At 70.7% G+C, this 14,973-nt stretch carries 13 protein-coding genes; 9 read left to right on the forward strand and 4 right to left on the reverse strand.

The window, feature by feature from the left end:
• The first annotated feature begins 55 nt into the window (after positions 1–55).
• Genes ODJ79_RS15695 through ODJ79_RS15720 form a run of 6 tightly spaced genes read left to right on the forward strand, consistent with a single transcriptional unit; the run spans position 56 to position 5,814 of the window.
• Positions 56–928, forward strand: coding sequence for an amino acid ABC transporter permease (locus tag ODJ79_RS15695; RefSeq protein WP_263024180.1), 873 nt, complete (start codon positions 56–58; stop codon positions 926–928).
• Entirely contained in the window at positions 925–1,665 is a 741-nt protein-coding gene (locus tag ODJ79_RS15700) for an amino acid ABC transporter ATP-binding protein (protein WP_263024181.1), read from the forward strand. Before ODJ79_RS15695 ends, ODJ79_RS15700 begins: the two co-directional genes overlap by 4 nt.
• A 14-nt stretch (positions 1,666–1,679) precedes the next feature.
• On the forward strand, positions 1,680–2,648 hold the full coding sequence (locus tag ODJ79_RS15705; RefSeq protein ID WP_263024182.1) for an ABC transporter substrate-binding protein: 969 nt from the start codon (positions 1,680–1,682) through the stop codon (positions 2,646–2,648).
• A gap of 4 nt (positions 2,649–2,652) precedes the next feature.
• Positions 2,653–3,798: an LLM class flavin-dependent oxidoreductase gene (locus ODJ79_RS15710; protein WP_263024183.1), complete on the forward strand. Its 1,146-nt coding sequence runs from the start codon at positions 2,653–2,655 to the stop codon at positions 3,796–3,798.
• Positions 3,791–5,122 (forward strand): NtaA/DmoA family FMN-dependent monooxygenase, encoded by a 1,332-nt coding sequence (locus ODJ79_RS15715; protein WP_263024184.1) that lies wholly within the window; start codon positions 3,791–3,793, stop codon positions 5,120–5,122. Before ODJ79_RS15710 ends, ODJ79_RS15715 begins: the two co-directional genes overlap by 8 nt.
• Positions 5,119–5,814 carry a GNAT family N-acetyltransferase gene (locus ODJ79_RS15720; protein WP_263024185.1) on the forward strand — a complete coding sequence of 232 codons (696 nt, stop codon included), beginning with the start codon at positions 5,119–5,121 and terminating at the stop codon, positions 5,812–5,814. The genes ODJ79_RS15715 and ODJ79_RS15720 overlap by 4 nt, the downstream gene beginning before the upstream one ends.
• Here the strand turns inward: ODJ79_RS15720 and ODJ79_RS15725 are convergent.
• The gene (locus ODJ79_RS15725; protein WP_263024186.1) at positions 5,811–8,336 is read right to left on the reverse strand and encodes a glycoside hydrolase family 3 C-terminal domain-containing protein; all 2,526 of its coding nucleotides are present in this window, start codon (positions 8,334–8,336) and stop codon (positions 5,811–5,813) included. The genes ODJ79_RS15720 and ODJ79_RS15725 overlap by 4 nt on opposite strands.
• A gap of 94 nt (positions 8,337–8,430) precedes the next feature.
• On the opposite strand from ODJ79_RS15725, the gene ODJ79_RS15730 reads away from it, so the two are divergent.
• A complete protein-coding gene (locus tag ODJ79_RS15730; protein WP_263024187.1) occupies positions 8,431–9,414 on the forward strand; it encodes an NAD(P)H-dependent flavin oxidoreductase in 984 nt (327 codons plus the stop codon).
• A 6-nt stretch (positions 9,415–9,420) separates the two neighbouring features.
• On the opposite strand, the gene ODJ79_RS15735 is transcribed toward ODJ79_RS15730, so the two are convergent.
• Together ODJ79_RS15735 and ODJ79_RS15740 are read right to left on the reverse strand one after the other, a co-directional pair.
• On the reverse strand, positions 9,421–9,714 hold the full coding sequence (locus tag ODJ79_RS15735; RefSeq protein WP_263024188.1) for a hypothetical protein: 294 nt from the start codon (positions 9,712–9,714) through the stop codon (positions 9,421–9,423).
• Between the two features lie 98 nt (positions 9,715–9,812).
• Positions 9,813–11,804, reverse strand: a complete 1,992-nt coding sequence (locus ODJ79_RS15740) for a purple acid phosphatase family protein (protein ID WP_263024189.1) — start codon at positions 11,802–11,804, stop codon at positions 9,813–9,815.
• A 178-nt stretch (positions 11,805–11,982) separates the two neighbouring features.
• On the opposite strand from ODJ79_RS15740, the gene ODJ79_RS15745 reads away from it, so the two are divergent.
• Complete coding sequence (locus ODJ79_RS15745; protein ID WP_263024190.1) at positions 11,983–12,360, forward strand: VOC family protein; 378 nt, start codon at positions 11,983–11,985, stop codon at positions 12,358–12,360.
• A 120-nt stretch (positions 12,361–12,480) separates the two neighbouring features.
• Positions 12,481–13,689, forward strand: coding sequence for an oxygenase MpaB family protein (locus ODJ79_RS15750; RefSeq protein ID WP_263024191.1), 1,209 nt, complete (start codon positions 12,481–12,483; stop codon positions 13,687–13,689).
• A gap of 21 nt (positions 13,690–13,710) precedes the next feature.
• Here the strand turns inward: ODJ79_RS15750 and ODJ79_RS15755 are convergent, their stop codons facing one another.
• Positions 13,711–14,904 (reverse strand): TetR/AcrR family transcriptional regulator, encoded by a 1,194-nt coding sequence (locus ODJ79_RS15755; RefSeq protein WP_263024192.1) that lies wholly within the window; start codon positions 14,902–14,904, stop codon positions 13,711–13,713.
• Between the last annotated feature and the right edge of the window lie 69 nt (positions 14,905–14,973).

A 14,973-nucleotide genomic window follows, 5' to 3' on the forward strand; every position in this document is an offset into this window, starting at 1 on the left:
TACATGACCTATAGGACTTGAGCGTCTTGCCGGAGCGGACCTAGCGTGGGATGGCATGAGCGTCCTCTCCCCGCCGCCCGCGACCACCGCCTCACCCGCGGCCGAACGGCTCACCGTGGTGCCCGCCCGGCACCCGTGGCGCTGGGTCGGCGCCGCCGCCGTCCTGGTCCTCGTCGCCCAGTTCGCCCACGGGCTGGTCACCAATCCGGGCTGGGACTGGGCCACGTTCGCCGGCTACTTCTTCGAGGAGTCGGTGATGCAGGCACTGCTCGTCACGCTGGAGCTGACCTTCGCGGGCGCGGTGCTCGGCTTCCTGGGCGGCATCGTGCTCGCCCCGATGCGACTGTCGGGCAACCCGGTGCTGCGGTCGGTGAGCTGGACGTACATCTGGGTCTTCCGCTCGGTGCCGCTGATCGTGCAGCTGCTGTTCTGGGCCAACCTGGGCTACCTCTACGACACCCTTCAGCTCGGCGTGCCGTTCGGGCCGGGCTTTCTCCACGTCGGCACGAGTAGCTTGATCAGCTCGCTGGGGGCGGCGCTGATCGGCCTGGCATTGCACGAGGCCGCGTACGCCGCCGAGATCGTCCGGGCCGGCATCATCTCGGTCGACCAGCGCCAGCTGGAGGCGGCCGCCGCGCTCGGCATCCCGCGGCTGCGGCAGTTCCGGCGCATCCTGCTACCCCAGGCCATGCGCGCGATCCTGCCGAGCGCCGCGAACGAGCTGGTCAACCTCCTGAAGAGCACCTCGGTCGTGTACGTGCTGGCGATCGGCGAGCTGTTCTACCAGGTGCAGGTGGTCTACGGCCGGAACGGGCGGGTCGTGCCGCTGCTCATGGTCGCCACGGTCTGGTACGTGATCTTGACGGCGTTGCTGAGTGTCTTCCAGCACTACGTCGAGCGCCACTTCGCCCGGGGGTGGCGGCGATGATCGAGATCCGCGGCGTGCACAAGTCGTTCGGGACCACCGAGGTCCTCAACGGAATCGACCTCACCGCCGACAGGGGCAGCGTCACGGTGATCCTGGGCCCGTCCGGCTCGGGCAAGTCGACGCTGCTCCGCACGATCAACCACCTGGAGAAGGTCGACCGCGGCCACGTGCGGATCGACGGCGAGCTGATCGGCTACCGCCAGGAGGGCGCCAAGCTGCACGAGCTGCCCGAGCGTCTGGTCCTGAAGCAGCGGGCCGGCATCGGCTTCGTCTTCCAGACCTTCAACCTCTTCCCGCATCTCACCGCCGTGGAGAACGTGGCCGAGGCAATCCGCAAGCAGCCGGAAGCCCGAAAAAAGGCCACAAGTCTGCTGGAAAAGGTTGGCCTGGCCGACAAGGTGGACGCCTACCCGCGGCAGCTCTCCGGTGGTCAGCAGCAGCGGGTGGCGATCGCCCGGGCGCTGGCCCTCGACCCCAAGCTGGTCCTCTTCGACGAGCCCACCTCGGCGCTCGACCCGGAACTGGTCGGCGAGGTGCTCGACGTGATGCGGGACCTGGCCAGGGCCGGCACCACGATGATCGTCGTCACGCACGAGATCGGCTTCGCCCGCGAGGTGGCCGACTCGATCGTCTTCCTCGACGGCGGCCGCATCGTCGAGCAGGGGCCGCCGGCCCAGGTCCTCGACTCACCCCAGCACGACCGAACCCGGGCCTTCCTGTCCAAGGTCCTCGTCTGAATCCGGGAGCTCCCATGCGTACGGTAAGAATTGCTCTGCTCTCCGCCGCGCTCGCCGCGAGCCTGACCGCCTGCGCCGCGCCCGCCGAGACGGTGCAGACCGCGGCGGTCCAGGCCGACGCACCGAAAGTCAACGACAGTCCGGAGCAGAACCGGATCGTGCCGGCCAAGGTGGACGCGATCGCGCGGCTGGTGCCGGAGAAGGTCCGGGCCACCGGCAAGCTCACGATCGGCGTGGGCGCGGCCGGCTCGGGCTTCCCGCCGCTCGCCTTCACCGCCACCGACAACAAGACGCTGATCGGCAACGAGCCGGACATCGCGGTCGCCGTCGCCGGTCTTCTCGGCCTGCAGCCCGACCTGCAGAACACCTCCTGGGAGAACCTGTTCATCGGCCTGGACAGCGGCAAGTACGACGTCGGCGCCTCCAACATCACGGTCACCGAACTGCGCAAGCAGAAGTACGACTTCGTCTCCTACCGCAAGGACGACCTCGCGTTCGAGGCGAAGAAGGGCGCGACCTGGACGGTGGCCGGGCCCAAGGACGTGGCCGGCAAGAAGGTCGCGGTCGGCTCCGGGACGAACCAGGAGAAGATCCTGGTCGAGTGGAGCAAGCAGGACGTGGCGAACGGCCTGCCCGCGGTGGACATCAAGTACTACCAGACCAACCAGGCCACGTATCTGGCGCTCGGGTCGGGGCAGATCGACGCGTACCTCGGTCCCAACCCGACGGCCGCCTACCACGTCGCGGTGGCCGGCCAGACGCAGATCATCGGCACCTACTCGGGGGCGGGCGCCAACCTGCAGGGGCTGATCGCGCTCACCACCAAGAAGGACAACGGGCTGGTGCAGGCGTACAAGGCGGCGCTCGACGAACTGGTGAAGTCCGGCGACTACGCCAAGATCCTGCAGCGCTGGAACCTGGCCAACGAGGCCGTCACCACACCGGAGGTCAACCCGCCCGGCCTCCCGATCGACGGGAAGTAGGACGATGCATCTAGCCGTAGCGCTCGACGGGACCGGCTGGCACCCCGCCTCCTGGCGGGAGCCGGACGCCCGGCCGGCCGAGCTGTTCACCGCGCGGTACTGGGTCGACCTCGTCCGCGAGGCCGAGGCGGGCACCCTGGACTTCGTCACCATCGAGGACGCGCTCGGCCTGCAATCGGATCGGCCCGACGGGCCGGACGAGCGGACCGATCACGTACGGGGGCGGCTGGACGCCGTCCTGATCGCGGCCCGGGTGGCGCCCGCCACCAGCCACATCGGACTGGTGCCGACCGCGACCGTCACGCACACCGAGCCGTTCCACGTCGCCAAGGCGATCGCCACGCTGGACTACGTGAGCCAGGGCCGGGCGGGGTGGCGGGTGCAGGTCTCCGGCAAGGCCCACGAGGCCGGGCACTTCGGGCGCCGCACGCTGCCGGTGATCGAGCCGGGGCAGATCGACGAGCCGGCGACGCGCGCCGTCGTTCAGGAGCTCTTCAACGAGGCGGCCGACTACGTCGAGGTGGTGCGCCGGCTCTGGGACAGCTGGGAGGACGACGCGGAGATCCGGGACGCCGCGACCGGCCGGTTCATCGACCGGGACAAGCTGCACTACATCGACTTCGAGGGGAAGTACTTCAGCGTCCGCGGCCCGTCGATCACGCCCCGGCCCCCGCAGGGTCAACCGCTGGTCACCGCCCTCGCGCACGCCGGGATTGCGTACGCGTTCGCGTCCCGCTCGGCGGACCTGACCTACGTGACCCCGGCCGACGCCGACCATGCCCGCCAGATCGCCGGCCAGGTCGGCACCCGGCACGTCTTCGCCGACCTGGTCGTTTTCCTGACCGACGGCGCGAAGGAGCGACTCGACACCCTCGACCGCCAGGTCTACCGATCGGATGCGGCGATCTTCAGCGGCACCCCGGCGCAACTCGCCGACCTGCTGATCGAGTGGCGGGCGGCCGGGATCACCGGCTTCCGACTGCGCCCGGGCCGGCTGCCCGCCGACCTCCGTTCGATCACCCGGGAGCTGGTGCCGGAGCTGCGGCGCCGAGGGGTCTTCCGCGAGGCGTACGAGTCGACGACCCTGCGTGGGCTGCTCGGCCTGCCCCGACCCGCCAACCGCTATGCGCTGGGAGCGACCGTTGCCTAAGCAGATTCACCTCGCCGCGCACTTCCCGGGCGTCAACAACACCACGGTGTGGAGCGACCCCGCCGCGGGCAGCCACATCGAATTCTCGTCGTTCGTCAAGCTCGCGCAGACCGCCGAGCGGGCCAAGTTCGACTTCTTCTTCCTGGCCGAGGGGTTGCGGCTGCGCGAGCAGGGCGGCGAGATCTACGACCTGGACGTGGTCGGGCGGCCGGACACGTTCACCGTGCTGGCCGCGCTGGCCGCGGTCACCACCCACCTCGGGCTGACCGGCACGATCAACTCGACGTTCAACGAGCCGTACGAGGTGGCCCGCCAGTTCGCCTCGCTCGACCATCTCTCCGGCGGGCGGGCCGGGTGGAACGTGGTCACCTCCTGGGACGCGTTCACCGGGGAGAACTTCCGGCGCGGCGGGTTCCTGGCCGAGTCCGACCGGTACGGCCGGGCCACCCAGTTCCTGGCCACCGCCAAGGAGTTGTTCGACTCGTGGCCGGCCGACACGATCGTGGCCGACCGGGAGAGCGGCCGGTTCCTGCGGGACGGGCACGCCGGCACGTTCCGGCACACCGACGCGCATTTCGACATCGGCGGCCGGTTCACTGTGCCGCGGTCGCCGCAGGGCCGCCCGGTGATCCTGCAAGCCGGCGACTCGGACGCGGGCCGGGAGTTCGCGGCGGCCACCGCCGACGCGATCTTCAGCCGGCACGGGACGCTGGTCGAGGGCCAGAAATTCTACGCGGACGTCAAGGGGCGGCTGGCCCGGTACGGCCGGCGGCAGCAGGACCTGCTGGTGCTGCCGGCCGCCACCTTCGTGCTCGGCGACACCGACGCGGATGCCGCCGAGCGTGCGGCCGAGGTGCGCCGGCAGCAGGTCAGCGGGCCGACCGCGATCAAGCTGCTCGAGCAGCTGTGGAACCGGGACCTCAGCGGGTACGACCCGGACGGGCCGCTGCCGGCGATCGATCCGGACGTCTCGGACGGGCACATCGCGCGCGGGCGGGCCAGCGTCCGGATGCATCGCGACCCGATCGCCACCGCGCGGGAGTGGCGGGACCGGGCCGAGGCGGGCCACCTGTCCATCCGCGAGCTGATCATCGAGGTGACCGGGCGGCAGACGTTCATCGGAGCCGCGGCGACGGTCGCGGCGCGCATCGACGAGCTGGTGCAGCAGGACGCGAGCGACGGGTTCATCCTGGTACCGCACGTGACGCCGGGCGGGCTCGACGAGTTCGCCGACACGGTGGTGCCGCTGCTGCAGGAGCGCGGCGTGTTCCGTACCGAATATGCCGGGCCCACCCTGCGCGACCAGTTGGGCCTCACCCGATGACCACGGTGACCCCGGATCGGGCGGTGCTGGACAACCCGATCTGGCACTCACTGACCGGGGCGCACGCGCATCTGGCGGAACTGCACGGGCGGGCGGGTCGTTACCCGGACGAGGTGGCGCAGTTCTACGCGCTCGCCGACCCCGAGGATCCCGGCGCCTGGGCCGACCTTGCCGAGCTGACCGGGCCGGGGGCCGAGGTGGCGGTCGCCGGCCGGGTCCCGGCGAGGCTCCCGGGATGGGAGCTGGTCGCCGAGATCCCCGGCGTGCAATTGGTGGACGTCTCGCTGCGCGTCGCGCCGAACGCCGAGGCTGTGCGGCTGACCGCGGCGGACGTGCCGGAGATCCTCGACCTGATCGAGCGCACCCGGCCCGGGCCGTTCCGCCCGCGGACCATCGAGCTGGGCACCTATCTGGGCATCCGCCGGCAGGGCGCGCTGGTCGCGATGGCCGGCGAGCGGATGCGCCCGCCGGGATGGACCGAGATCAGCGCGGTCTGCACCGATCCGGCGTACCGCGGGCAAGGGCTGGCGACGTCGCTGGTCCGGGTGGTGGCGGCCGGGATCCGGGCGCGGGGCGAGACGCCGTTCCTGCACACGGCGGCCGAGAACGCACCGGCGATCCGGCTCTACGAGGCGATCGGGTTCAGGCTGCGGCGGCGCACCACCTTCGGCCGCTACCGGCTGATCCGTTAGGCGACCACGTCGATGACGAAGGTGCCGCCGGCCGGGCCGGCGGTCGCGGTGATGGTGGCGACGCCCGGGCTGCGGGCGACCAGATGGTCGCCCTCGACCGACACGACCGACGGGCGGTTGCTGGAGTACGTCACGCCGGTGTGCCGGAGGCTCTGATCGGTGTACGCGACGGTCGGCCGCGGGTCGATGCGGCTGCCGGACAGGAACCGTAGCCGCCCGGGGTTGGCGGTGACCACGGACGGCTGCGGAGCCGGCGTGGGGCCCATCGACACGTACGTCTGAAGCTTGATGTCCCGATCGGCGCTCGACGTGGACAGCTGCAGGCCGATGCGGCCGGGATCGAGCCGGAAGGCCGAGCTCTTCTCGTCGAAGAAGGCCAGGTCGTCGCCGCGCACCGGCAGGGTGACCGAAATGCTCCGGTGCGGTGGCAGGCTGACCTTCCGGAAGGCGATCAGGCGCTTGCGAGGACGCTGCAGGCGAGCCGGCGAGTCGGGGGTGGCGGCGTAGAGCTGGACGACCTCGGCGCCGGGACGGTCGCCGGTGTTGGTGACCGTGGCGGTGACCTTGCCGTCCGAATAGGACAGGGCGGAGTACGCGAAGCTGGTGTAGCTCAGGCCGTAGCCGAACGGGTACGCGACCTTGCCGGTGAAGTACTGGTACGTGCGGCCGAGGCTGGTGGCCGACGGGCGGATCGCGTAGTCCGCCATCGGCGGCAGCTGGTTCTCGTCGGCGTACCAGGTGAACGGCAGCCGGCCGCTCGGCGTGACCTTGCCGCTGACGACGTCGGTGAGCGCCTCGCCCTTGCGCTGCCCGTTGAACGAGCTCCACAGGATGGCCGGCACCCGGCCGGCGAACGACGAGACGTCGACCTGGCCGACCGTCTCCAGATAGACGATCGTGCGCGGGTTCGCGGCGGCGACCTCGCGGATCAGCTCGTTCTGGGCGCCGGGCAGCGCGAGGGTGGCCCGGTCGTGGTCCTCGCTCGCGTACTCGGCGTCGGTGCCCGCGTAGACGATCACCGCGTCGTACGTCTTGGCCTTCTGCCCGATCGCCGGGTCGATCGCGGTGAGCGTGCCGGGCAGAGTGCCCGGGAGGAAGTCGACCTGGTACGCCTGCCGCAACCCCTGATAGCCGGTCACCGAGTTGGCGATGCCCGAGTGGGTCTGCACGCTCGAATACCCGCCCAGGTAGAAGTCGGCCGGGTCGCCGAAGGCGCCGATCACCGCGATCTTCCTGGCCGTCTTCAGCGGCAGCAGGTTGCCCTGGTTCTTGAGCAGCACGATGCTCTGGTCGGCGACCTCGCGGGCCATCGCCAGCCGGTCCGGGGTCTGCGTGACCGCCTTGTTGGCCTCGCTGTTCGTCCAGCTGCCGGGGGCGAGCCGGGTGCGGGCCGCCGCCACCCACGGCACCCTGGCCTCCGCGTCGAACTCGCCCAGCTCCATCCGGGCGGTGAACAGCCGCTGCACCGAGATGTCCACGGTGTCCTCGCTGACCAACCCCTTGGCCACCGCCTCGGGCAGGGTATTGGCGTAGTTGAAGTCGTCGTGGTAGCCCATGTCGCAGTCGAGGTCCTCGCCCGCGTTCAGCGCGACCGCGCTCCGGCCGTACTGGTCGAGCGGCCCGCCCCCGCCCGGCGGCAGCCAGTTCTGACCCGCCATGATCTCGTAGATCGCGTCGCAGTCCGAGGTGAAATACCCGTCGAAGCCGTACGTCCGGCGGGCCAGCGTGTCGATCAGGTGGCCGTTCGCCGCGGCGGGCACGCCGTTCACGCTGTTGTAGGCGCTCATCATCGAGCCGGGGTGGCTCGCCGCGATGATGTCCCGGAACTGGGCGGTGTAGTACTCACGCAGGGTGCGCTCATCCATGTCGGACGACCCGTTGAGCCGGCTCGCCTCGCTGTTGTTGGCCGCGTAGTGCTTGAGGGTGGCGATCGCCTTCAGGTAGCCGTTCTGCCGTACCCCCTGCTCGGTCTGTCCTTGCAGGCCGTTGACGAACTGACCGGCCAGCGCTGCGGTGAGGATCGGGTCCTCGCCGAACGTCTCGTCGTTGCGGCCCCACCGCGGATCCCGGGACAGGTTCACCGTCGGCGAGTAGAAGTCGAGGTCGTACCGGTTGTCGCTGACCACCTCGCGGGCCTCGTCCGAGATCATCGAGGCCTCGCGGTAGACCAGGTCCGGGTTCCAGGTCGACCCCAGCGACAGCGAGACCGGGTACGAGGTGGTGTTGGTCAGATCCGGCGGGTTGTCCCCGTCGTTGGTCTGCTCCCGGGCCACCCCGTGCGCGGCCTCGTTCCACCAGCCGTACGCCGCCACCCCGAGCCGCGGGATGGCCGGCGCCCGGCTGCTGATCATCTGGGATGCCTTCTCCGGGAGGGTCATCCGGGCGACGAGGTCGGCCGCGCGCTCGGCCGGCGAGTAGGCGGGATCGAGATAGATCCGGTCCTTCGCCCGCGCGGCGGACAGGTCGCCCGCCAGCAGAACGAGCACCACCAAGAACGCCGACGCCGCGAACGCACGCTTCATCCGCCACCCTCCCCTGGGAGCGTTCCCAGGCTAGTGCAAGGGGCTGTCCTCCAGGTGACATCGTTACCGGCCCGTTTCGGCCATCGTCGAGGGCATGGAGCTGAAGACCAGATTCACCGAGGCGTACGGGCTGAGCACGCCCATCGCGCAGGCCGGAATGGCGTTCGTCGGCATGACGCCGGAGCTGGCCGTCGCCGTCAGCAACGCGGGCGCGCTCGGCTCGCTCGGCGTCGGACTGCTGCCGCCGCCGGCCATCACCCAGACCATCGCGGCGATCCGGGCCGGCACCCCGCGCCCGTTCCACGTCAACCTGATCACGATCCTCACCGACGAGGCCCGCATCGACGCGGTCGGCGAGGCCGCACCGGCGGCGGTGTCGTTCCACTGGGGACATCCGCCGCGTACCTGGATCGACCGGCTGCACGAGGCCGGCAGCAAGGTGTTCGAGCAGGTCGGCTCGGTCGACGACGCCAAGCGAGCGGTCGACGACGGGGTGGACGTGATCGTCGCGCAGGGTCTGGAGGCGGGCGGCCACAACTTCGCGACGCTGCCCACCTTCGCGCTGGTGCCGCTGGTGGTCGACGCGGTCGCCCCGGCACTGGTGCTGGCGGCGGGCGGGATCGCCGACGGGCGAGGGCTGGCCGCCGCGCTGATGCTGGGCGCGGACGGCGCATGGGTGGGCACCCGGCTGGTCGCCACCGACGAGTCGATGGCCCACGAGGACTACAAGGCCCGCCTGGTGTCGGCGGCGGCCACCGACACCGTACGCACGTCGCTGTTCGGCCCCGAGATGCCGGAGTTCAACCCGATGCGGGTGCTGCGCAACCGGGCCATCGACGAGCCGCACACCGACGAGCGCCCGGTCATCGGCCGGACCCGCCTCGGCGACGAGGTGATCGAGCTGCATCGCTACACCACCATGGTGCCGATGCGCGGCCTCACCACCGGCGACCTCGACGAGATGCCGCTGCTCGCCGGCCAGGGCGTGGGCCTGGTCGACGCGGTCAAGGGCGCCGAGTCGGTGATCGCCGACATGACCGCCGAGGCGGTCGAGTGCCTGGCCCGATACCGCCGCTGACCGGCCTCAGCCGTCGAGCTGCAGGTGCATGGTCTTGCCGAGCGGGTCGATGTCGAAGGCGAGCAGGCCCCGTTTGACCACATGCAACTCGTTGACGATGGCGGCGGCCTGTTCCGCGGAGTCGGCCTCCAGGAACAGCAGGACGCCGGGGATGTCGCCCTCCTTCATCGCGTACTCGATGACGGTCCGCCGGCGGACGAGATCCCAGGAAGCCGGCGAAAACGTGTTCTCTGCGAAGAACTGGACGAGCTCCGCACGGGAAACACCGTCCGCAATCCGGGAATTGGCCATGTATCGCATACGTCCTCCTGGATGAGCCCGCGTCCATGAAAGCCCGAGCCGCCGGGCTCCGAGCTCATCCCCGTGGGATGAACGCCGGAATCCGGCGGCGGGCGTGATCAGTGGCCGGGGCGCTCGATGGTGCGGATGCGGCTGCGGCCGGCCGTCCGCTCGAAGGTGATCCGGTCGATCTCGGTGTACGGCTCGCCGGAGCCGGGCAACGCGTCGGCGAGCGTCCGGACGGTGAAGGTGGTGCGGTGGCCGCGGCGGCCCGGGACCACGTCGACCGCGATGAACGCATAGTCGTCGTAGCGGACCTGCGACCACTCGATGACCTCGGGGACCTTGGTGCCCTGCGGGTAGCCGGACGCGTTGACCGCCGTGCCGTCCTTCGACCACACGTAGCTGTTCACGACGTTCTCGGTGTTGTTCTCGGCGGTGTTGGCGCCGCCGGCCGGCTGGTAGCCGCGGTAGCGCTGCCCCTCCGGGAGCAACTGCGGGCCGGTCGGGGTGACCCCGGGCGGCGGCGGGGCGGTCGGGCTGGGCGCCGGCCGGAACGGGTACCGGGGACGACCGCCGGAACCGACGCAGAGGTAGGTGACACCGTCGTCGGCCGGGCGGATCGTCGAGCCGTCCGGGGCGGGCCGGGTGCGCCGGCCGTACCGGATCGGGTCGGTCCGCTCGAGCAGGTGGTTGTGGCCCTGCACGACCAGATCCACCTGGTACTTGCTGAACAGCGGGTCGAGCTTGTCGCGCAGGCCGCCGTCCGATGCGTGGTTGTTGGTGGTCGAGTACGCGCAGTGGTGGAAGAACGCGACGACGAAGTCGACGGTGTCGGACAGGCCGCCCCGCCGCCACTCCCGCAGCGTGTCCTCGAGCCACCTGAGCTGGGCGCCGCCCGAGTACCCCGTGTTCGTCTGGATCTCGTACGACAGGTCGTTGGCGTCCACCGAGAGCACGCCGACGTTGCCGTACACGAACCGGTAGACCGACGGGCACGTGTGCGGGCCGTTGTCCGGCATGTCGAGCCGCTTGGCGTGCCCGCCGTAGCCGTGGTTCGGGCTGTCGCCGAGGAAGCCGGTGTTCCCGTACAGCGGCTCCATATCGTGGTTGCCGGTCGCGAACATCCACGGCGTGAACGCCGCCTGCGGCTCGATCTGGGTGAGGAACACATCCCAGACGTACGGGTTGTAGCGGTTCTTGCCGGGTGGGGTGCCGGGGACCGCGCTGTCGTCGGCCGGCAGGCCCGAGCCGTCCGGGTCGGCGTAGCAGATGTCGCCGGCCAGCAGCGTGAAGACCGGGTTCTGGGTGGCCATCAGGCTGGTCTGGGTGACCGCCGGGGTCCGGTCGGTGCCGTTGGTGCCGGCCACCGGGTCGGCCGCGTTGTAGTAGTTGTCGTCGAACACCCCGGCCGGCCAGACGCCACCGGCCCCGGTCACCGACGCCGGGTCCTGACCCCAGGCCCACTTCGGGTCGGTCGGCGCGGTGTTGGTGCCGACGTCGGCGAAGGCCGTGAAGGTGAACGGCTTCGGCGGGCGCAGGTCGTGGCCGTGGGTCGCGGGCGCCGTGGTGAAGTGTGCGTCGCCGCTCACGGTGCCGTCGGAGAGCCGCACCCGGTAGTGGTAGAAGCTGCTCGGCCGCAGCCCGGTGAGGACCGCCTTCACGTAGAACTGGCTGCTCACCGGGCCGCCGGGGATCGCGTACTGGCCGTACAGGTGCTGGATGTCGGCCTCGTGGCAGTCGCCGTAGTGTCCCGGCGCGGTGCCGACCTCGACCCAGGCCCGCAGGTGGTGCGGCAGTGTGCCGGTCTTGCTGACCAGCTGGGCGGTGACCGCCATGGCCGGCCGCAGCAGGCCGTCCGAGGCCGGGACGAACGACAGGTGCCGGCCGGAGACGACCACGCCGGCCGAGCCGGCCGTGCCACCACCGGCGGCGAACGCCGCATTGGCGAGCGTGAACTGGGCGACCGCCACGCCACCGGCTCCGGCGACGGCGGCCTTCAACATCGACCGTCGGCTGACGGACTGCCGGGCCAGCGCCCGCGTGTTCCACTCGGCAAATTCGTCGACCGTGACGGGACGATCAGGGAAACGTTTGGTCACGACCGTCATCCTCAAACGGCTGCCGGGTCAACGTCCCGTCATTCCGGTGATCCCTCGGTGAACTGAACTCGACCTGCGCCTGAACCGAAGTGGAGATTTGCGCCCGTCAGTCCCCGGAAGACTTTCACCGGGATCGAGCCAATCCATGCGGTCAAGAACTGACCGCAATGGCTGCGACGATCGAGTCATGACCGCAACGTGGAAGATCGAGCTCATCCCGGTCCCGGTGACCGACGTCGACCAGGCCAAGGCGTTCTACGAGAAGATCGGCTTCAACGCCGACATGGACCGCACGGTCCGCGAGGGCCTGCGCTTCGTCCAGTTCACCCCGCCCGGGTCGGCCTGCTCGTTCGCGATCGGCGAGGGCATCACCGAGAAGACGCCCGGCACCCAGGAGATCCAGGTCGTGGTGGCCGACGCGCACGCCGCCCGCCGGCACCTGCTCGCGGCGGGCGTCGAGGCGAGCGAGGTCGACCCGCAGCCGTGGGGCAACTTCGTCCACTTCAAGGACCCGGACGGAAACAGCTGGGCGCTGCAGGCGCTCGACTACCGCCCCAACGGCTGAGACATCCAGTCTTGCCGATGACTCCCGGTCCCGCTATGTTAATGGGAAATCACAGACCGGCTGGCATTGAAACAACCCTGTGACACCGGTCTTCTGGCCTCCGGGAAATGGGGCAAGCGAATGGAGAATCTCAGTAGAAGACGCATCCTGACCCTGGGCGCAGCGCTGGGTCTGGCCGGCGTGGCGGCCCCGTCCAAGGCTTGGGCGTGGTCGTCCGCCGGCTCGATCGCCGCGACCGACACGGTCACCGACCCGTGGTCCGTCTGGGACGACGCCACCGATCCGCTGGTCGCCTCGCTTCTGGACAACGGCCGGATCCCGGCGGTCAACACCGCCTTCCGGTCGTGGGTGAACAACGGCGATGCCTTGCCCGCCGGCCTGCCCGCCGAGCTCGTCACCTATCTCCAGCAGGTCAACCGGCTCCCGTCGTGGGCCGACCCGGCCAAGCTGGCCGCCGCCGCCCAGTTCAACAAGCGCATGAGCCTCTACCTGTTCCTGCTGTACGGCCTCGGCAGCGGGATCATGAGCACGGTGATCCCCCGGGAGGCGCGCAACGTCTACTACTCGGCGGGCGGCGCCGACATGCAGTCCCGTGCGGCCAAGACCTTCACCTACGGGTACGACCTGAGCGCGATCGACGCCTTCCTGCCCACCGGCCACTTCATCACGACCTCCAACAAGACGCGCCTGACCCACGCCGCGGTGCGGCACCTGCTGCCGCAGTCGGCGGCCTGGCGAGCGGTCACCGACAACTCGGTCCCGATCAGCAACGGCGACATCCTGATCACATTCCACAGTCTCGGCACGTTCGTGCACCGCAAGCTGAAGTCCTGGGGCATCCGGATGTCGGCCGCCGAGGAGGCCGCCTACCTGCATCAGTGGCAGGTCGCGCTGCACCTGCTGGGCGTCCGGGACGACTTCATCCCGGCGACCTGGGCCGCGGCCGACTCGCAGTCGAACTACGTGCTGACGCCGCTGCTCGCCCCGACACCCGAGGGCATCGACCTGGCCAACATCCTGCTCGGGCTGGTCGCGCAGGTCGACGGCGGCCTCACCGAGGGAATTCAGCGGGAGTTCGCCCGCTACGCGCTCAGCGACAAGATCGGCGACTGGCTCCGGCTGCCGCGCGACTACGCGGCGCGAGCGCTGATCGAGGTCGCCTGGCCGGCGTACGTGTTGTTCCAGGAGGGACTGTCGCCGATCATTCCGCAGGGCTTCGACGTGATCAACCAGCTCGTGCGCGGCATCGCGATGCTGTTCCTCAACAACGGCACGTCGGCGACCTACACCCCGATCACCATCCCGACCGGAAACCGGCCGGGAACCTGAGCCGTCGGACGCCCCGAGCCGTCAAACGCTCAGGGCGCCGATCACCAGCGCGGTGACCGCGTCCCGGTGGCCGGGCTCGTCCTGCCAGCGCAGGGCGCGCCCGGCCTCGACCACCACGCCGAAGCCGGCGTGCACCAGCAGCCGGGCCTGACGCGGGTCCAGCTCCGGGCGGGCCAGCCGCAACTGCTGCTCCCAGACCGCGATGTGCTCGCGCTGGGCCAGGATCACCGGCCGCTGCAGGTCGGCCGGCAGACCGGCGACCTCCGCCTCGGCCACGCTGTTCAGCGCGTTGTGCTCGAAGCTGTAGGCCACGTAGGTCGCCGCCAGCGCCGCCACCGCGCGGCGCGGGTCGGCCGCCGCGTGCAGGCTGCGGTCCACCGCCTGGGCCAGCAGCCCGGCCGCCTGCAGGCACGCGGCCACCAGGATGTCGACCTTGCCCGGGTAGTGCCGGTAGATCGCGGACGGGGCCAGCCCGACCGCTCGGGCGATCTGCGCGTTGGTCACGTTGGCGAACCCGTCCCGCGCGAACAGCGGGATCGCGGCCGCCAGGATCTCCGCCCGCCGGGTGCGCGGCACCGGCTGGGCCGGCAGCTCGACCAGCCGGGCGCTGCCCGCGGCCGCCGCCGGGTCGGTCGCCACCACCCGCAGCGCGGAGGCCAGCAGCAACTCCTCGATCCGGCGCTGGGCGACCGAGGTGTGGTGCATGGTGACCGACCCGATCGCGCCGAGCGCCGCCACCGCCCGCAGGTGCTCCTCGGGCAGCGGGAACTCGCGCCGCACCACCTCGGTCACCCGGGCCACGACGTGGTCGAACCTGGCGCGCAGCCGCCGCCGGTCGTCGCGCTCGAGGTAGCGGGCCTCCCACCGGTACAGGCCGCCCGAGGCCCGGTGCGCGACGGTGACCCGGATGATCGCGGCGAGCACCTCGGTCAGCGGCGCGTCGGCCGGCGACTCGTCGGCCGCCTCGGCCAGCCGGTCCACCATGACCGTGGCCGACTCGGCGAACAGCGCGTACTTGTTCGGGAAGTGCCGGTACAGCGCCGCCGCGCTGATGCCCACCCGGGCGGCGATCTCCTCCATCGAGGCCGCGTGGTAGCCGCGCTCGCTGAACACCTGCCCGGCCGCCTCGACGATGAGCTGCCGGCGGTTGCGCGGCCGGGTGGCCGCCGCGGCCGGCTCGGCGGTCACAGCGCCGTAACCGACGTCGGCGAGCACAGACCCATGACCGCTAGTCAATCACAGCCCGATCAGCGATCCCGGTAGTGCTCGACCGGACGAGGGTCA

It is taken from the genome of Actinoplanes sp. KI2 (assembly GCF_025630775.1).
Lineage (GTDB): Bacteria > Actinomycetota > Actinomycetes > Mycobacteriales > Micromonosporaceae > Actinoplanes.